The organism is Mesorhizobium robiniae, assembly GCF_040545535.1.
GTDB lineage: Bacteria > Pseudomonadota > Alphaproteobacteria > Rhizobiales > Rhizobiaceae > Mesorhizobium > Mesorhizobium robiniae.
Genome location: NZ_JBEPMC010000003.1, coordinates 328,134 through 346,238, shown reverse-complemented (window position 1 = coordinate 346,238; position 18,105 = coordinate 328,134). Strand labels below are relative to the sequence as shown.

General features: G+C 62.2%; 17 protein-coding genes. 12 read left to right on the top strand and 5 right to left on the bottom strand.

What is annotated here, in order from left to right; genetic code table 11:
* Nucleotides 1–134 precede the first annotated feature (134 nt).
* On the top strand, nt 135–1,499 hold the full coding sequence (locus ABID19_RS09805; RefSeq protein WP_354490042.1) for a malonyl-CoA decarboxylase: 1,365 nt from the start codon (nt 135–137) through the stop codon (nt 1,497–1,499).
* Nucleotides 1,496–3,022, top strand: a complete 1,527-nt coding sequence (locus tag ABID19_RS09800) for a malonate--CoA ligase (RefSeq protein ID WP_354490039.1) — start codon at nt 1,496–1,498, stop codon at nt 3,020–3,022. Before ABID19_RS09805 ends, ABID19_RS09800 begins: the two co-directional genes overlap by 4 nt.
* Nucleotides 3,023–3,037: 15 nt before the next feature.
* Here the strand turns inward: ABID19_RS09800 and nagA are convergent, their stop codons facing one another.
* From nagA to ABID19_RS09780, 4 genes are read right to left on the bottom strand one after another with little or no spacing between them, the layout of a single operon-like run.
* Nucleotides 3,038–4,207, bottom strand: a complete 1,170-nt coding sequence (gene nagA / locus ABID19_RS09795) for an N-acetylglucosamine-6-phosphate deacetylase (protein WP_354490037.1) — start codon at nt 4,205–4,207, stop codon at nt 3,038–3,040.
* A complete protein-coding gene (locus tag ABID19_RS09790; protein WP_354490036.1) occupies nt 4,204–5,235 on the bottom strand; it encodes an SIS domain-containing protein in 1,032 nt (343 codons plus the stop codon). The genes nagA and ABID19_RS09790 overlap by 4 nt, the downstream gene beginning before the upstream one ends.
* Nucleotides 5,232–6,014 carry a GntR family transcriptional regulator gene (locus ABID19_RS09785; RefSeq protein ID WP_354490034.1) on the bottom strand — a complete coding sequence of 261 codons (783 nt, stop codon included), beginning with the start codon at nt 6,012–6,014 and terminating at the stop codon, nt 5,232–5,234. The genes ABID19_RS09790 and ABID19_RS09785 overlap by 4 nt, the downstream gene beginning before the upstream one ends.
* Nucleotides 6,011–6,892 carry a glucosamine kinase nucleotide-binding domain-containing protein gene (locus ABID19_RS09780; RefSeq protein ID WP_354490032.1) on the bottom strand — a complete coding sequence of 294 codons (882 nt, stop codon included), beginning with the start codon at nt 6,890–6,892 and terminating at the stop codon, nt 6,011–6,013. Before ABID19_RS09780 ends, ABID19_RS09785 begins: the two co-directional genes overlap by 4 nt.
* A 142-nt stretch (nt 6,893–7,034) precedes the next feature.
* On the opposite strand from ABID19_RS09780, the gene ABID19_RS09775 reads away from it, so the two are divergent.
* From ABID19_RS09775 to ABID19_RS09750, 6 genes are all read left to right on the top strand, one after another.
* Nucleotides 7,035–7,466 carry an N-acetylmuramic acid 6-phosphate etherase family protein gene (locus ABID19_RS09775; protein WP_354490031.1) on the top strand — a complete coding sequence of 144 codons (432 nt, stop codon included), beginning with the start codon at nt 7,035–7,037 and terminating at the stop codon, nt 7,464–7,466.
* Nucleotides 7,467–7,468: 2 nt separating this feature from the next.
* Nucleotides 7,469–8,728 (top strand): ABC transporter substrate-binding protein, encoded by a 1,260-nt coding sequence (locus ABID19_RS09770; protein WP_354490030.1) that lies wholly within the window; start codon nt 7,469–7,471, stop codon nt 8,726–8,728.
* A 245-nt stretch (nt 8,729–8,973) separates the two neighbouring features.
* Nucleotides 8,974–9,897, top strand: a complete 924-nt coding sequence (locus ABID19_RS09765; RefSeq protein WP_354490028.1) for a carbohydrate ABC transporter permease — start codon at nt 8,974–8,976, stop codon at nt 9,895–9,897.
* 10 nt (nt 9,898–9,907) lie between these two features.
* Entirely contained in the window at nt 9,908–10,747 is an 840-nt protein-coding gene (locus ABID19_RS09760) for a carbohydrate ABC transporter permease (protein WP_354490026.1), read from the top strand.
* Nucleotides 10,744–11,805: a Gfo/Idh/MocA family protein gene (locus tag ABID19_RS09755; RefSeq protein WP_354490024.1), complete on the top strand. Its 1,062-nt coding sequence runs from the start codon at nt 10,744–10,746 to the stop codon at nt 11,803–11,805. The genes ABID19_RS09760 and ABID19_RS09755 overlap by 4 nt, the downstream gene beginning before the upstream one ends.
* 211 nt (nt 11,806–12,016) lie before the next feature.
* Nucleotides 12,017–13,015, top strand: a complete 999-nt coding sequence (locus tag ABID19_RS09750) for an ABC transporter ATP-binding protein (RefSeq protein WP_354490022.1) — start codon at nt 12,017–12,019, stop codon at nt 13,013–13,015.
* A gap of 35 nt (nt 13,016–13,050) precedes the next feature.
* On the opposite strand, the gene ABID19_RS09745 is transcribed toward ABID19_RS09750, so the two are convergent.
* The gene (locus ABID19_RS09745; RefSeq protein ID WP_354490020.1) at nt 13,051–13,899 is read right to left on the bottom strand and encodes a helix-turn-helix domain-containing protein; all 849 of its coding nucleotides are present in this window, start codon (nt 13,897–13,899) and stop codon (nt 13,051–13,053) included.
* Between the two features lie 343 nt (nt 13,900–14,242).
* Here ABID19_RS09745 and ABID19_RS09740 point away from each other — a divergent pair, with 343 nt between their 5' ends.
* The 4 genes from ABID19_RS09740 to ABID19_RS09725 all read left to right on the top strand — a co-directional run bounded on the left by ABID19_RS09740 (nt 14,243) and on the right by ABID19_RS09725 (nt 18,065).
* Complete coding sequence (locus ABID19_RS09740; RefSeq protein ID WP_354490018.1) at nt 14,243–15,274, top strand: ABC transporter substrate-binding protein; 1,032 nt, start codon at nt 14,243–14,245, stop codon at nt 15,272–15,274.
* 61 nt (nt 15,275–15,335) lie between these two features.
* Nucleotides 15,336–16,424 (top strand): ABC transporter ATP-binding protein, encoded by a 1,089-nt coding sequence (locus tag ABID19_RS09735; RefSeq protein WP_354490017.1) that lies wholly within the window; start codon nt 15,336–15,338, stop codon nt 16,422–16,424.
* A 31-nt stretch (nt 16,425–16,455) separates the two neighbouring features.
* Nucleotides 16,456–17,280: an ABC transporter permease gene (locus ABID19_RS09730; protein ID WP_354490016.1), complete on the top strand. Its 825-nt coding sequence runs from the start codon at nt 16,456–16,458 to the stop codon at nt 17,278–17,280.
* Entirely contained in the window at nt 17,277–18,065 is a 789-nt protein-coding gene (locus tag ABID19_RS09725) for an ABC transporter permease (RefSeq protein ID WP_354490013.1), read from the top strand. The genes ABID19_RS09730 and ABID19_RS09725 overlap by 4 nt, the downstream gene beginning before the upstream one ends.
* Nucleotides 18,066–18,105 lie beyond the last annotated feature (40 nt).

Below are 18,105 nucleotides of genomic sequence, written 5' to 3'. Positions count from 1 at the left end.
ACGGCGCCACGCGCCGTCCCTTCGGCCGGCCCGACGCCGGTGCGCTTGTGCTCACGACATGCGGTCCCATATTCTCTGTCTCCATCCTTTTGCCTCGGACCCTCCCGCAGGCTCCTCTTCGACGGGTCGGATCGATGAACCGCAGCCCTTTCTTCGCTGATCTGCTGAACACCATCGCCGATCGCGGCCGGATGATGCTGAATCTCGTTCGAGGCGACGAGCCCGTCTCGGCCGACAGCCTGGCGCGTCTGTGCGCCCGCCTGCTTTCCAGCCAGGGCGAGGCATCGGGCGTCGCCTATGCAAGGGAAATACTCGATCGCTGGCGCACTCTCGGCGCCGACGGAAGGCTGGCGTTTCTGCATGTGCTGCGCGATCGGTTCGGCACCGATCATGCCAGGCTTGCCGCCGCGGTGGATGCGTATCGCGACGCGCCCGACGATCGCACGGCGCTCGCTTTGCATGACGCCGCCGAGCCGGCCAGGCAGGAGCTGCTGCGCCGTTTGAACCTGGCGCCCGGCGGCATCGAGACGCTGGTGCGCATGCGCCAGGATCTGCTTGCCCGACTGAAGACATCGCCCGATCTCACCATCGTCGATGCCGACTTCACGCACCTCTTGTCCTCGTGGTTTAACCGCGGCTTCCTGGTGCTGCGTCGGATCGATTGGTCGACGCCGGCCAACATCCTGGAAAAAATCATCCGCTACGAGGCGGTGCACGCCATCCACACCTGGGACGATCTGCGCCGCCGGATCGAGCCCGACGACCGGCTCTGCTATGCGTTCTTTCACCCACAGCTCGGCGACGAGCCGCTGATCTTCGTCGAGGTCGCGCTCACCCGCGCGATGCCGACGACGATCGCCGAGCTGCTTGCCGATGAGCGGCCGCTGGTGCAACCACGGCAGGCGACGACGGCAGTCTTCTATTCCATCTCCAACTGCCAGGAGGGTTTGCGCGGCATCTCCTTCGGCAATTTTTTGATCAAGCAGGTGGTCGAGGATCTGCGCCGCGACCTTCCCGGCCTGACTGATTTCGTCACGCTATCGCCGGTGCCGGGCTTTGCCCGCTGGCTGGCCGAGCAGCCCGGTCCCTCCGCCGCTGAAGTCCTGGACCTCGTCGCCAACGAGGGCTGGCATGCGGACGCTGCCGTGCGCGAGCGCGTGGGGCAGGCCCTGCTTCCTCTTGCGGCACAATATTTCCTCGAAGCTCGCACCGCCTCCGGCAAGGTGATCGACCCGGTCGCCCGGTTTCATCTCGGCAATGGCGCACGGCTGGAACGCATCGACCTTTTCGGCGACCTGTCGCCCCGAGCCTTGCGTCAGGCGCATGGGCTGATGGTCAATTATCGCTACAAGCTCGACGACATCGAGAAGAACCACGAGCTGTTCGCCGCCAGGAATGATGTGGCGGCCGCACCCGCCGTGCGCCGCCTGCTGCCGAAACCGGCAGCGCCGCGGCTGCCGGTGCAACCTCAAGGGAATGGGGACGTGAGGGACATATGAGCAACCATTTGTTCGACGCTTTCCGCGCCCGCATGCCGGCGCCCGAGCATCTCCTGATGGAAACGGATGACGGGCGCTCGATCACCTATGGCGATATGCTGGCGCGGTCGGCGCAACTGGCCCACGCGCTGCTGCAACTGGGCGTCGAACCCGGCGACCGCGTCGCCGTCCAGGTCGAGAAGAGCCCGGAGGCGGTCCTGCTCTATCTCGCCTGCCTGCGCGCCGGTGCGGTCTTCCTACCGCTCAACACGGCCTACACACTGACCGAGCTTGAATACTTCTTCGGCGATGCCGAGCCGCGGCTGGTCGTCTGCGATCCGGCACGGGCAGCCGATATTGGGATCTTGGCGGAGACATCGGGCGCTATCACAGTCACCCTCGGCGGCATTGGCGAAGGGTCGCTGATGGATCAGGCCTCGCGGCAGTCTTCGGATTTCCACGACGTGGTGCGCGGAGCGGACGATCTGGCGGCGATCCTCTATACGTCGGGAACGACCGGCCGTTCGAAGGGCGCCATGCTCAGCCATGACAACCTTGCCTCGAATGCGCGCGTGTTGGTCGACCACTGGCGCTTCACCGCCGCAGACGTCTTGATCCACGCGCTGCCGATCTTCCACACGCATGGCCTCTTCGTCGCTACCAACGTCGTGCTGATGGCCGGCGCCTCGATGCTGTTCGAAACCAAATTCGACCCCGCCCGCATCGTCTCGCTGTTGCCGCGCGCCACCGCGCTGATGGGCGTGCCGACCTTCTACGTGCGCCTGCTGCAGCAGGACGGCTTGAACCGCCAAGCGGCCAAAAACATCCGCCTGTTCGTTTCCGGCTCGGCGCCGCTGCTGGCCGAGACGCACAAGGCCTGGCGCGAGCGCACTGGCCATTCGATCCTCGAGCGCTACGGCATGACCGAGACCAACATGAACACGTCGAACCCCTATGATGGCGAGCGGCGCGCCGGCACGGTCGGCTTTCCCTTGCCTGGCGTCGCGCTTCGTATCGCCGACCCGGAGAACGGCGAAACACTTGCCAAAGGCGAGGTCGGCATGATCGAGGTAAAGGGCCCCAACGTCTTTGCCGGTTATTGGCGCATGCCGGAAAAGACCAAGGCGGAATTCCGTGACGACGGCTTCTTCATCACCGGGGATCTCGGCCTGATCGACACCGACGGCTATCTCCACATCGTCGGGCGCGGCAAGGATCTGATCATCTCCGGCGGCTACAATATCTATCCGAAGGAGGTCGAGAGCGAGATCGACGCGCTGCCCGGCGTCGCCGAAAGCGCTGTGATCGGCGTTGCCCATCCAGATTTCGGCGAAGGCGTCACGGCGATCGTGGTGCGCGCGCCGGCCTCGGCCGTCACCGCGGCCGAGATTGTCGGCGCTATCGCGGGGCGGATTGCCAAATACAAGCATCCGAAGCGGGTGATCTTCGTCGACGAGCTGCCGCGCAACACAATGGGCAAGGTGCAGAAGAACCTGCTGCGCGAAACCTACAAGGATCTCTACGCGCCGGCCAAAGCCGGCTGACGCAAGAGGTTGCACTCAGTTGGCGCCGGCTCCGAAAACCTTGTCGCCTTCTATCCAGACGCCCTTGACGTCCAGTTCGTCCGACAGCGAAACAATATCGGCGGCGGTGCCGTTGGCGAAGCGCCCAAGCCGATGCGCCTGGCCGATCGCTTGTGCCGGATAGAGCGAAGCCATGCGTAACGCCTCCGACAGGTCCAGTCCGACGACGTGGTGAACGAAGCGCACGGCGGCGATCATGTCGAGATCGGCGCCTGCCAACGTCCCGTCGGCAAGCGTCAGCCTGCCGTCCTTGCGGTAGATGGTGCGGCCGTTCAGCGTGAACGAGGTCATATCGGTGCCGATCGTCGCCATGGCATCGGTGACCAGGAAAATTTTCGCCGGACCCTGTTTGGCGCGCAAAGCGATGGCCATGGTGGCGGGATCGACATGGAAGCCGTCGGCGATGATGCCTGCAGACAATGTGCCCATATCAATGGCCGCGCCCGCCAACCCCGGCTCACGATTACCGATCTGGCTCATGGCATTGAAGAGATGGGTGACCATTGTTGCGCCGGCCTCAGTGAACACGCGCGCCGTGGCATAGCCGGCATCGGTATGGCCGAGGCTGACGACGATCCCGGCCTCGATCAGCGCCGAAACGCGCGTGGGGTCGACGGATTCCGGCGCTATGGTTGTCAGCAGCACCGGCAGAGCCTTCCGCGCCGCGACCAGCATGGCCTGGTCGATATCCAGCATCGGACGGATCAATGCCGGATCGTGCGCGCCTTTGCGGGCGATCGACAGATGCGGCCCTTCGAGGTGCAGGCCCAAGAAGCCCGGCACCTTTTGCCGCGCGGCCTCTGTCCCCGCGGCAACCGTCGCGGCGGTGATGTCGGGCGTGTCGGTGATTAGCGTCGGCAGCAGCGCCGTCGTGCCGAACGGCGCGTGCGCCTGGCAAATGGTTTCGATCGAGGCGACATCGGGATGATCGTTCAGCATGACACCGCCGCCGCCATTGACCTGCAGGTCAACGAAGCCGGGAGCCAGCATACCGCCGTCGGTCTCGATCCGCTCAATACCGGACGGAATGGCGCCTGCCGGAACGATGGCTTCGACGAGACCGTCACGCACGACAAGGGCGGCATCGTCATGCCAGTCGTCGCCGTCGAATATACGGGCGCCAGTCAGGGCAAAACGGTCGCTCATAGGGTTTCCGTCACCTTGCGAAGATTGGGCGGCGTGTCCGGATCGAGGCCGCGATGGCGGGCAAAGGCCTCGACGAAGCCATAGAAGGACACGATCAGCGCCAGTGGGTCGGTCAGCGGATGGCCGGTGGCGACATGCGGCAGGTGCTGAGCGCTTTTCGCCTTGTCCGAAGTCACAAAAACCGCTGCCCCCTTGGCCGCCAGGCTGTCGGCGGCTTCGGCAACCGAGGGCTCGGAAGCATCGCGGGCGGCCAGCGCCAGCACCGGAAAGCCCGGTCCGACCAGCGCCAGTGGGCCGTGCATGACTTCCGCGGCACTATAGGCCTCGGCGTGCATGGCGCAGGTTTCCTTGAACTTCAGCGCCGCCTCATTGGCGATCGCCGCGGACGGACCGCGGCCGAGGATAAACAGCGATTTCTGTGTCTCAAGGGCGCCGGCCAGCGCCATCCAGTCGCAGGCGATCGCCTTGCGGAAATGCTCCGGCAAGCGGTCGAGTGCCGCCAGAAGCGCATCGTCACCGGTGCAGTGCGCCATCAAGGCGAGGCCGGCGACCGCCGAATTGACGAAGGTCTTGGTCGCTGCGACGCTGCGCTCCGGCCCGGCCAGAATGTCGATCGCGTAATCGGAGGCGCGGGCGAGCGGCGAATCGGCGGTGTTGGTGATGGCGACGGTCAGCGAACCGCCGGCTCTCGCGGCTTGTGCCATGGCGACGATGTCCGGGCTCTTGCCCGACTGCGAGATGGCGAGGCAGGCCGAGCCGCTCAGCTTGAGCTTGGCGCCATAGATCGAGGCGATCGATGGGCCAACGGAAGCAACGGCAAGGCCGGCGGTCAGCTCCACGGCGTATTTCATGAAGGTAGCAGCATGGTCGGACGAGCCGCGGGCGACGGTGACGATGAAATGCGGGTCGCGCTGGCGAATGCCGCGCCCGGCCTCGGTCAGCACGGCTGCCGAACCATCGAGCAGGCGCGCGGTCGCCTCCGGGATCTCCTCGATCTCGCGCCGCATATGAGTTTTGGTTGCGCTCATGGCCGGCCCTCTTCGCCCGGCCCGCTCAGCCGGAGTTCGGCGACGAAATCATAGGCGTCGCCCCTGTAGATGGAGCGGGTGAATTCGATCACCTTGCCGCTCGCCAGATAGGAAATACGCTCGATGTGCAGCCCGGCAATGCCCGGCCGCACTTCGAGCAGCTGCGCGTCTTCGCCACCGAGATTAGCGGCGGAAATGCGCTGCACCGCACGCACCGGCCGTTTACCGGTCGCTTCCAGTGCCGCGTAGAGCGACGAACCGATCGCCGCCGGGTCCGGCAGCACGCTGGCAGACAGTGCCGCGCGTTCGATCGCCAGCGGCGTGTCGTTGGCGATGCGCAGGCGCGCCACGCGCGCCACCATCTCGTTTGACGACAGGCCGAGCACCATCATCTCGTCTGGCGAGGGCGCATAGAGGCCGCGGTCGAGCCAGGCCGAACGAACAGCCATGCCGCGCCGCGCCATGTCCTCGGTGAAGGAAGTCAGCCGCGACAGCGACTGCTCGACACGTTCCATACGCGGCGCGACGAAGGTGCCGGAGCCATGGCGCTGGACGAGGATGCCGCCCTTGACCAGATCCTGCACCGCCTTGCGCACGGTGACGCGCGAAATGTCGGCCTTACTGGCGATATCGCGCTCGGACGGCAATGCGTCGCCCGGCCCGATCAGGCCGCGATTGACCGCATCCTCGATGCTTTTCCTGAGCTGCAGATAGAGCGGTGCGCCACTTTGCGACGACTGTTTCAGCGTAGCGAAAATCTGGTCGGCCGCCTCGCTCATCGCGCTGCCCCCGCCCCGTTCGCGAAGATACGGACCGCCATCTGCACCGCACCGCCCAGCGCATCGTCGAGCGGCGGCTTCAGCAGCGCCCGATAGCGCGCCGACAGGCGTGGTGCATAGAGCGGCGCCAGCCCGCCAAGCAGGCAGAGCGGATCGTCGCCATGGAGATCGAGCACGCCAAGTGCTGCCTCGACATCGGCGACTGCCTTGTCGAGGATCCAATTGGCGACCGTGTCGCCTTTTTCGGCATGGTCGAAGACCTTGGGCGCAAAGCCGCCGAAATCGCCGGGTTTGGCATTGGTGGTGAACTCGACCACATCCTCGGGATTGTCGCGGAAGGTGGCGAGCATCGCCTGCGTCAGCGGCGAACCCTGACGGATGCCGTCATAGGCAAGCAGCGTCTGTTCGAGCAGGTCGCGGCCGATGCGGGCACCGCTGCCCTGGTCGCCGACCTGGAAACCCCAGCCGCCGATTGCCCGCGACTTGCCTTGTCTGCGGGCCATATAGGCGGTGCCGGTGCCGAGGATGGCCATGGCGCCGTCACCGGAGCCGACCGCGCCTTCGAGCGCGATCTCGGCATCGGTCTCGACACGGCTTTGGCTGAACGGCAGGATGGCTTCGAGCTGCTGCCTGTAGGTGCCGACATTGGCGCCGGCGAGACCTAGGATGGCGGGGGTTTGCGGGATCAGTTCGGGATCTTGCCCGGCTTCGACAAAGGCCTGCCTCGCCGCGTCCACGATGTTGGCCCTGGCGCCGGTGAGATCGGTGCGAATATTGGCGGCACCACTCTTGGCGCGGCCGACGACGACGCCATCCGCTGTCGCAAGGGCTGCCCTGCAGCTGGTGCCGCCGCCATCAATGCCAAGCACGAAATTCACGCGATTTCTCCTCACGGCGAATAATACCAATAAAGTACCAATAGCCAAGGACTAATTTCTGTTTCAAAAAGATTGAGGCGTATTTTGTTGAAAAATCAATGCATTCCGCCGGGGAGCCAGCTCCAAACCAAGGAGCTCGTTAATGTATGTGGACAAGTGGTATTTTTTTGGTATTGTTTTACGGATTGGAGGAAGTTGGATGGCCGCAACGCGCACCGAAGCGCTTCACCAGAATGCCGAGGGGCTGGACATCCAAGCCCCGAACGTCATCCTTTCCTCTTTGGCCAACGCCCAGATCGAGGTCGCCAAGGCCGCGCGCGGCGCCATTCCCGCCTTTGCCAAGGCAGCCGAGATCATCGCCAGCCGGCTGAAGAGCGGCGGCAAGTTCGCCTATACACCAATGGTCAGCTCGGGCCTGATGGCGCTCGTCGCCGCCGGTGCCGATGCGGCCGAGAAGATATTGGAAGGGACCAGCCAGAAGCTGCGCCCGGTCCTTTCCGCGATCGAGGGGAGCATGGGGCGCAATGCCTCTGTTCTCAAAACCGAACCTGCAAAAGGTCAACAGGGAGACTGAGCATGACAACGAAACTACTGACGGCACTTCTTCTCGGCACCAGCATTCTCGGCTCAGCCGGAATGGCTTATGCCCAGGACGTAACGCTCAACATCGAAAGCTGGCGTGGCGACGACCTTGCCATCTGGAAGGACAAATTGATCCCGGCCTTCGAGGCCAAGAACCCGGGCATCAAGGTGGTGTTCGCGCCGTCGGCGCCGACCGAATATGACGCCGCACTCGGCGCCAAGCTCGCCGCCGGCTCGGCGGGCGACCTGATCACCTGCCGCCCGTTCGACAAGTCGCTGGAGCTCTTCAAGAAGGGCAATCTCGCCGACATTTCGACGCTGCCCGGCATGGAGAATTTCTCCGACGTGGCCAAGGCCGCCTGGCAGACCGACGACGGCAAGGCGAGCTTCTGCGTGCCGATGGCTTCCGTTATCCACGGCTTCATCTACAACAAGGACGCCTTCGACCAGCTCGGCATCAAGGTGCCGACGACGAATGAGGAGTTCTACGCCGCGCTCGACAAGATCAAGGCCGACGGCACCTATATCCCGATGGCGATGGGCACCAAGGATCTCTGGGAAGCCGCGACCATGGGCTACCAGAACATCGGCCCGAACTACTGGAAGGGCGAGGAAGGCCGTCTGGCGCTGATCAAGGGCGAGCAGAAGCTGACCGACCCCGAATGGGTCGCGCCCTTTGCCGAACTTGCCAAGTGGAAGCCTTATCTTGGCGACGGCTTCGAGGCACAGACCTATCCCGACAGCCAGAACCTGTTCACGCTCGGCCGCGCCGCCATCTACCCTGCCGGCTCGTGGGAAATCGGCCTGTTCAACACCCAGGCGCAGTTCAAGATGGGCGCATTCCCGCCGCCGGTGCAGAAGGCCGGCGACACCTGCTACATCTCCGACCACACCGACATCGGCATGGGGCTCAATGCGGCGTCGAAGAATGCGGACGCCGCCAAGACCTTCCTGACCTGGGTCGCCTCGCCCGATTTCGCCACCATCTACGCCAACGCGCTGCCGGGCTTCTTCAGCCTGAACAATACCCCGGTGAAGATGGAAGACCCGCTGGCGCAGGAATTCGTCTCCTGGCGCGACAAGTGCAAGCCGACGATCCGCTCGACCTACCAGATCCTGTCGCGCGGCACGCCGAACCTCGAGAACGAGACCTGGGTTGAATCGGCCAACGTCATCAACGGCACCGTCACGCCGGAAGCTGCGGCCAAGAAGCTGCAGGACGGCCTCGACAGCTGGTATAAGCCGGCGAAGTAAGAGCCAAGGCGGAGCGCTGCGATCTCCCCCCTAGGGGGGAGATGTCGCCGAAGGCGACAGAGGGGGTTGATGGAGGCAGGCTGCGACCTGATCGTTGCTGGAAAGCGCGGTCGGGATCATGGTGGCGCACTGCCTCGGCCGACCCCACCCGCCGCGCTTCGCAAGGCACCCTCCCCCTCGGGGGAAGGAGGCGCCGCGCCTTTTGGCGGCAATTGCAAGAAACCTGATCGGCGGGGACCGAATTCATGGCCGCAGCACCGAAACGACCGTTCCGCTGGCATATCGTCGTCTTCCTGGCGCCGGCGTTACTGGTCTATACGGCGATCATGATCCTGCCGCTGGCCGGCACGCTGCAGCTCTCGCTGTTCCGCAACATCGACCAGGCCCAGGTCTTCGTTGGGTTCGAAAACTTCCGCAGGCTGTTCGGCGACCCCAACTGGTCGGTCAATTTCTGGAATGCACTGCGCAACAACGTCTGGTTCTTCATCATCCATATGGTCGTGCAGAACCCGATCGGCGTCCTGCTGGCCGCACTTCTGTCCAGCCCGAGGCTGAGATTCTCCGCCTTCTACCGCACGGCGATCTTCGTGCCGACGATCCTGTCCTTTGTCATCGTCGGCTTCGCCTGGAAGCTGATCCTGTCGCCGCTATGGGGCGTGGCGCCGAACCTGATGGATCTCGTCGGCCTCAAAAGCCTGTTCACGCCGTGGCTGGGCAAGGAGCAATATGCGCTGACCACGCTCAGCCTGATCTCGGTGTGGCAGTTCGTCGGCATTCCGATGATGCTGATCTATGCGGCATTGCTGTCCATCCCCGATGAAGTGATCGAGGCGGCCGAATGCGACGGCATATCCGGCATGTCGCAATTCTGGAAGATCAAGCTGCCGCTGATCCTGCCGTCGATCGGCATCATCTCGATCCTGACCTTTGTTGGCAATTTCAATGCCTTCGACCTGATCTACACCGCGCAAGGCGCGCTGGCCGGACCGAATTATTCGACCGATATTCTCGGCACCTTCCTCTACCGCGCCTTCTTCGGCTTCCAGTTACAGGTCGGCGATCCCAACATGGGCGCGGCGATCGCCACGATGATGTTCCTGATCATCCTTGGCGGCGTCTGCGTCTATCTCTTCCTCGTCCAGACGCGCCTGCGTCGCTACCAGTTCTGAGGCGCCAGACATGAGCACGGCAACCCGCTCCCTGCCCCGCACCATCGGCGCCCATGCGGTGCTGTTGACCTATACGGTGATTGCGCTGTTTCCGGTGATCATTGTCATCATGAATTCATTTAAATCCCGCGCCGGCATCTTCGGCGCGCCTCTAACGCCGCCGACGCCAAAAACCTTCGACCTGATCGGCTACACCACGGTGATCGGGCAGGGCGATTTCATCCACTATTTCCAGAACAGCCTCGTCGTCACCGTCGCCTCGCTGTTCTTCGTGCTGTTGTTCGGCGCCATGGCCGCTTTCGCGCTGTCGGAATACCGCTTTCGCGGCAACACGATGATGGGGCTTTATCTCGCGCTCGGCATCATGATCCCGATACGCCTCGGCACCGTCGCCATCCTGCAATTGATGGTGGCGAGCGGGCTGGTCAATACGCTGACGGCGCTGATCCTGGTCTACACCGCACAGGGCCTGCCACTGGCGGTGTTCATCCTGTCGGAGTTCATGAAACAGGTGTCCGACGATTTGAAGAATGCCGGCCGCATCGATGGGCTGTCCGAATACACCATTTTCTTCCGGCTGGTGCTGCCGCTGGTACGGCCATCGATGGCAACCGTCGCCGTCTTCACCATGATCCCGATCTGGAACGATCTGTGGTTTCCGCTGATCCTGGCGCCGTCGGAGGAGACCAAGACGGTGACGCTCGGCGCCCAGCTGTTCCTCGGCCAGTTCGTCACCAACTGGAACGCGATCCTGGCGGCATTGTCGCTGGCGATCATGCCGGTGCTGATCCTCTACGTCATCTTCTCGCGGCAGCTGATCCGCGGCATTACTTCGGGAGCGGTCAAGTGAACGAGGAAAAACCCCTTCGCGTTGTCGTCGCCGGCCTCGGCAATATGGGCCGCAGCCATGCGCTGGCCTATCACACCAATGCGGGTTTTAAGATCGCAGCATTGGTCAGCCGCTCGGATGTGCCGTTGCCGGGCGGGCTTTCCGGCTATGGCATCAGGCGCTCTTTCGACGAGGCGCTACGCGACGAAAAGCCCGATGTCGCTTGCATCGCCACCTATTCCGACAGTCATGCCGACTATGCGGTCAAGGCGTTCGAAGCCGGCTGTCATGTCTTCGTCGAAAAGCCGCTGGCGACGACGGTGGCCGATGCCAAACGCGTGGTCGCGGCAGCCAAGGCCAACGGCAAGAAACTGGTGATCGGCTACATCCTGCGCCATCACCCGTCCTGGATCAGGTTAATCGCCGAAGCGCGCAAGCTCGGCGGTCCCTACGTGTTTCGCATGAACCTCAATCAGCAATCCTCCGGCCATAGCTGGCAGACGCACAAGCAGTTGATGCAGACGACGTCGCCGATCGTCGATTGCGGTGTCCACTATCTCGACGTGATGCTGCAGATCACCGACGCCAGACCGGTCGAGGTGCGCGGCATGGGGCTGCGGCTGACCGATGAGATCGCGCCCTCGATGTACAATTACGGCCACCTGCAGGTGCTGTTCGACGACGGGTCCGTCGGCTGGTACGAGGCCGGCTGGGGCCCGATGATTTCGGAGACCGCCTTCTTCGTGAAGGACGTGATCTCGCCCAAGGGCTGCGTGTCGATCGTCATGAAGGAAGGTGTCCGATCCGACGACATCGACACCCACACCAAGACCTCGACCATTCGCCTGCACAGTGCGGAAACCGGCGCGGACGGCAAGTTCGTCAAAGCGGATGAGATGCTGTCGATGGAGGGTGAGCCCGGCCATCAGGATCTTTGCGATCTCGAACAGGCTTTTCTGCTCAAGGCGATCCGCGAGGATCTCGACTTGACCCGCCATATGGACGACGCGGTAAAATCGCTCGCCGTCTGCCTTGCCGCCGACGAGAGCGTGCGCAGTGGGAAGGCGGTGCAATTGTGACAGGGGTCGAGTTCCACGCCACCCCCCTCTGTCCTGCCGGACATCTCCCCCGCAAGGGGGGAGATCGGATGTCAGTATCCTTTTCGCTAATTTCCAGCGCCGCAAAGTGGCGCGAGGCCTCGAAGCTGCCAATCTCCCCCCTTGCGGGGGAGATGGCCGGTAGGCCAGAGGGGGGTGCCTTGACGCCCACATTCCAATCCGGAGGAACGCCGTGGGCTCGCTGAATATCGAGAATGTGAAAAAAGCCTTCGGGCCGGTCGAGGTGCTGAAGGGCATCAACCTCGAAGTGACCGATGGCGAATTCGTCGTCTTCGTCGGCCCCTCCGGCTGCGGCAAGTCGACCCTGCTCAGGGTCATCGCCGGGCTGGAAGATTCGACTTCGGGGCGTGTGGTGATCGACGGCGCGGACGTCTCCGCGACGCCGCCGGCCAAGCGCGGCATCGCCATGGTGTTCCAGACCTACGCGCTCTACCCGCATCTGACGGTGAAGAACAATATGGGCCTCGGTCTCAAGCAGGCGGGCACGCCGGCGGCCGAGATCGACCGCCGCATCGGGATCGCCTCCTCGATGCTGTCGCTGGAGCCTTATCTCCAGAGGCGGCCGGCCGAGCTTTCCGGCGGCCAGCGCCAGCGCGTCGCCATCGGCCGCGCCGTGGTGCGCGAGCCCAAGCTGTTTCTGTTCGACGAACCGCTTTCGAACCTCGATGCGGCACTGCGCGTCAACACCAGGCTGGAGATCGCGCAACTGCATCGCCGGCTGAAGGCAACGATGATCTATGTCACTCACGACCAGGTCGAGGCGATGACGCTGGCCGACAAGATCGTCGTGCTCAACGCAGGACAAATCGAGCAGATCGGCGGCCCGATGGAGCTCTACAATTCGCCGGCAAATGAGTTCGTCGCTGGCTTCATCGGCTCACCGAAGATGAATTTCGTCGACGGCGCCAGGCTTGGCGAGACGGCCAAGACCATCGGCGTCCGGCCAGAGCATCTGACCGTCGATCCGAAATCCGGTGCTTGGAAGGGCACGGTCGTCCATGCCGAGCATCTCGGTGCCGATACCAATCTTTATCTCGATTGTGAAAAAGCCGGGCTGATCACCGTGCGCATCTTCGGCGTCTACAATGCCGAGCCCGGCGCTACGCTTTATGCGACCCCGGATCCGGCAAAGACGTACCGGTTCGGGACGGATGGGAAGGTTTTGAAGTAGATCTATCCGCTGACACGGCCTCCGCGCCGCCACCGTCACTGCCGCGAAAGCAGTAGGTACTCCTCCGCCGATATCTCATTGCATATGCTCGTCCTGATGTCCTCCCGTACCGAAGGGTCATCGAACGGCAGGATCCCAACAGCCTGAAGCGCCTTGCGGCGGTCGATGCTTCTGCCCAGGAATTCCAGGACAACGCGACCCGCGGTAATGCGGCGGGAGGCGGTGGGGGCAATTCCCATCATGATGCCTTCGAGGCGGTGCAATTTGTGCACGCTCGGATTGAGCATGGACATGCCAATGTCGCGGCCGTCGAAACGGTCCGCGCCGATCGTGAAGATCCTGTCGCCCACGCTGCCGACCACACCCCTGTAGGTGACAAATTGAAGACTCGTTTGCGCGGCGCTTTTGCTGCCATAGAACCTTTGCTTCGTGGTCGAGACCATTGTGCCTTCGCTGAGGCGCCAATGCACCAGCTCTCGCTTTATCCGTCCGTCGCCGTTGAAGCTGAGAAAATAGCGGAAGTAGTACCCGCGGTACTCCTCGAGGAATTTTACGCTGGCACCGGCCATGTTGCGCATGATGTAGGAAAAATTACGCAGATCCTCGGGAAACAAGGTTTCCGATTTTTTCCGACCGAAAGAGGAGACAAACCTTTTATGAGGGATGAAAAGCTCGTCGTCCTCCAGTCCAAAGAAGTCGCTCAGCTTCTTATGATTGAACCGCGATGGGAACGTCTCTCCTGAAAGATACCGGTTGAACTGTTGCCGGTTTATCCCAAGCTTGCGGCATAGATCCGATACCGATCTGTAGTGGTCGCAGCAAAATTGCAGGTTCGCGCTGTAATCGTCACGCTTATTCTGATCGATGACTTTCGCGCGAGTCATGGGTTCCCCTTACATTCATGTGCCGGGCTCCCGGCGCTTCAAGCGTCAATTAGCGTCAACATGCTTAAAAGATATGTGATGATCTACGCCGCGAAGAGTGCCATGCTGAGCCATTGGAAATCAACGGGCCTGGGCCTGCCGAGCCGGGTTCATCAGAAAACTCCTGGGAAGGATGGGCTTCGGAGATCAATGCTCCGTACATCGGGAGAATTTTGCCGCTGATACGAAGTGTAAATCGAAAAATTGTTGAGGCTGATTCTGTTGAAAACGTAAGATATTCCAAAAAATACATAAAATAACAACAGCGACGGAAATCTGACCGATCGCATAGCGGAGTGGGAACATGCCAAAATTCAGAACAGCCTTTCTTTCTCTATTTACCGCGCTTGGCTGCCTGTCAGCGCAAGCGGAAGAAGTTGTGTTTGCCTGCTGGGGCGGGGCGTCTCAGCAGAATTTCCAGACAAACATTCTCCCGGGATTTGAAAAACAATATGGGGCGACAGTCCGCTACGTCCCTGGCGGATCGACCTACTTCGTTTCACAGTTGCAGGCGCAGAAAGCCGCGCCGGAGATCGACGTTGCCTGCATGGACGACGGCCCGCAATCCATTGCCCGCGAACTGGGCCTGCTCGAACCTTTGACAGCGGCGCAGGTCCCAGCGATCCCGGACATCCTCCCGGCCGCGATCGGGAAGGATAATAGCGGCGTGGGCTACGGAATGCTCGCCATGGGGCTCGTCTACTCGCCTGAAGCGCTCTCCGCGGCTGGCATCGAGCCTCCGACGTCCTGGAACGACCTCGCCGATCCTCGTTTCAAGGGTCATGTGGTGCTTGGAACGATCGACAACACGCCCGGACTGTTCGCTCTGATGATGCTGGCCCGTACCAATGGCGGCGGCATCGACAATATGGAACCAGGTTTTGCGAAGATGAAGGAAGTGGCTGCCAATGTCGGCAGTTTCGTCAAGGGTACCGACATGACCCCTTATTTCCAGCAAGGGGAAGCCTGGATCACCGTATGGACGAACTCCGAGATGAACCGCTTCGTGAGTTCTTCCGGATTCCCGCTCGAATTCGTCTTCCCCAAGGAAGGTGCGCCGGCGGTCATGCCTATGCTGAACCTGGTGAAGAACGCCCCCAACAGCAAAATGGGCGCCAACCTGATCGCCTATCTGCTGAGCCCCGAAACCCAGAAACAGTTCGCGCTCTCTTCCAAGCTCGGCCCTGTCAACACCAAGGTGACGCTGAGCGAGGATGAGGCCAAGGGCCTGATCTACGGCAAGGCCGCCGACAGCCTCATCAATCTGGATTGGTCGGCGATGAACGCCAAGCGACCCGAGTGGACAAAGCGCTGGAACGAAGAGATCGAGCGCTGACGCCAGCGCTCGATAGACAATCCTGCCGCGCTTTCCTGATGTCGCACAAGTGAAAACCATAATGCAGTATTTTCGGGTGGAACGCCTGGTCCACAGATTTGGCGACTTCGTCGCGATTCAGGACATTTCCTTCGACATCCGGGCTGGCGAAAGACTGTGCCTACTCGGCCCGTCCGGATGCGGAAAAACAACGACGCTGCAGGCGATTGCCGGCTTCGTCACGCCGCAATCGGGAACCATTTCGATCCTGGATGAGCCCATCGATGCCTTGCCCCCGGAAAGGCGCAACATCGGCATCATGTTCCAGAACTACGCGCTGTTCCCGCATATGAACGTTTTCGACAATGTCGCGTTCGGCCTGAAGATGCGCAAGACGCCCAGGAACGAGATCCAGAGCCGGGTGAGCGAGACGCTGAGGTTCGTGCAGCTGGAACACAAGGCCTCGAGCATGCCCTCCCAGCTCTCGGGCGGTGAACAGCAGCGCGTGGCCTTTGCGCGCGCCGTGGTGATACGGCCGAGGCTTCTTCTGTTGGACGAGCCGTTTTCCAATCTCGACGCGAGGCTGCGCCTGGCCATGCGCGAAGAGCTGCTTGAGCTGCTCAAGGGTCTTGAGATCGCCACCCTGATGGTTACCCACGATCAGGAGGAAGCCATGGCGATCGGCGATCGGATCGCGGTGATGCGATCGGGCTATATCTGCCAGATCGGAACGCCGCAGGAACTTTACCAAAAGCCGAACAGCCGCTTTGTCGGAGAGTTTCTGGGCTCGTCGAACGTCTTCCCGATCAAGGATTTCCGTGCGGGAACGGACGCAATCCGGCTGAACGTCGCGGGGATCGGCGAAGTCCTCGCTGATCCGGAGCCGGACATCACTGAGCAGTTGGCTCAGTACCTTCTGGTGCGGCCGGAAAGGATACGGCTTCTTTCCCCGTCCGCGCCGGCGCCGGACGGGCTGACAAATCGCTTCGACGGCGTCCTGGAGAACCTGACCTTCCTCGGCCCCAAGGTCGAGGCCCGCATCCGCGTCGCGGACCAGTCGGTTCAGGCATCCTCCGATACCTTTCCCGCCGGTCTCAGTCTCGGGCAGCCGGTCAGCATTGCATGGTCACAAGATGCATCCGTCGTGACAAGGGATGCACCTCATGGCTAGCTCGCGCAGGTCGCCAGCTCTGGCCGGACCCGTGTCCGCGGTCTTTATGATCGTCTTCTTCGTCTTGCCTGTCCTGTATCTGGTCCTGATCAGCTTTGCTCAACATAGCAGTACGCAAGGCGTCGCCTGGTCGTTTTCGCTGAACAACTATCTGGATACGGTCAGGGATTTCTTCTTTTGGGAAGTCGCTTGGCGCACGCTGCGGCTCAGCGCGCTGACGACGCTGATATGCCTCACCCTCGCTTTTCCGGTCAGCCACTACCTCGTGACATCGCGCGGCTGGCGGCAATTGGTGGTGTTCATCGTGCTGCTGATGCCCCTGGTCACGTCGGTGACCGTCATGTCCTACGGCTGGCTCATCCTGCTTGGGCGGCAGGGCCTCATCAACACATTCCTGACCGGGACCGGCCTGCTGTCTATCCCCCAGCCGCTAATGAACAACGAGCCGGCCATCGTCGTCGGCCTCGTTCACGTCTTTCTCGTCTTCATGGTGATTTCGATTGCCGGATCGCTGCAATCGATCAACCCGTCGCTGGTGCTCGCGGCGCGTAGCCTGGGGGCAGGACCGGTCTCGACCTTCTTGCGCATCACACTGCCGCTGTGCCTGCCCGGCATCCGGGCCGGCTCGCTGTTGGTCTTCGCGCTCAGCATGAGCGCCTATGCCATACCGGGTATTTTGGGTGGACCTCGATACAAATTCATATCGACCCTCGTCTACCAACAAGCCGTTTCGCTCTTTAACTGGCCGGTCGGTGCGGCACTCGCTGTCGTCCTGCTCGCAATAACCGCCTTGATCATCCTGGTGGTGCTGTCGGCGACACGGCTCGTGCAGATTTGCCGGAGCAGAAGCTCATGATCAAAGCTCGATTTCTTCAGGGCATTTTCGTCACGCTGATCTGCCTCTTCATCGTCGCGCCCATCGTCTCGGTAACATTGGGCGCCTTTACGGAGACGGCCTATGTGGTGTTTCCGCCCAAGGGCTTCACTTTCAAATGGTACATGAACGCCTTCCGGCAGGGGCAGGCCATCGACGCGCTTTTGTGCAGCCTCGGGCTGGCCGCCGCGTCAGCCACGATTGCGACCGTCGTTGCGTTTGGGATTGCGAATGCCACGCGCCAGCACAGTTCGCGCCTCTACGGCTTTCTTCGCGCCCTGGCGCTCATGCCGGCGATGCTGCCGGCGGTATTCCTGGGCCTGGCACTGCTTGTCGCCTATTCCTGGCTGCGTCTCCGAGGCCTTCCCGCCCTGTTTGTCGGGCACGTCATAATCGCCATGCCATTCGCACTTTCGATGATCGCGGTAGGCCTCAGCGCGCTGAACCCGCAAATGGAATCAGCGGCGCGCAGCCTTGGCGCCAGCCCGAGGCAGGTGCTTTTCCGGATCACGTTGCCCTTGATCGGCTGGAGCGTGCTCAGCGGCTGGGGTTTTGCCTTCATGGTGTCGTTCGGCGCGCTGGAAGTGTCGCTGTTCCTTTCTTCAAGCACGGTGGTCACGCTTCCCGTCTACATCTTCGCCTCACTCGAATGGATGCCGATGGACCCGACCCTGACTGCGGTGGCCTCGGGCGTGATCCTGCTTACGCTCATTGTTCTGGTCGTTTCGGCACGCGTGGCGCGTCTGGACCGCTTCCTCCGTCGCTGAGACCGCCGGCATTCGTGTGCCGGCCGGTCGCAATCGTAAC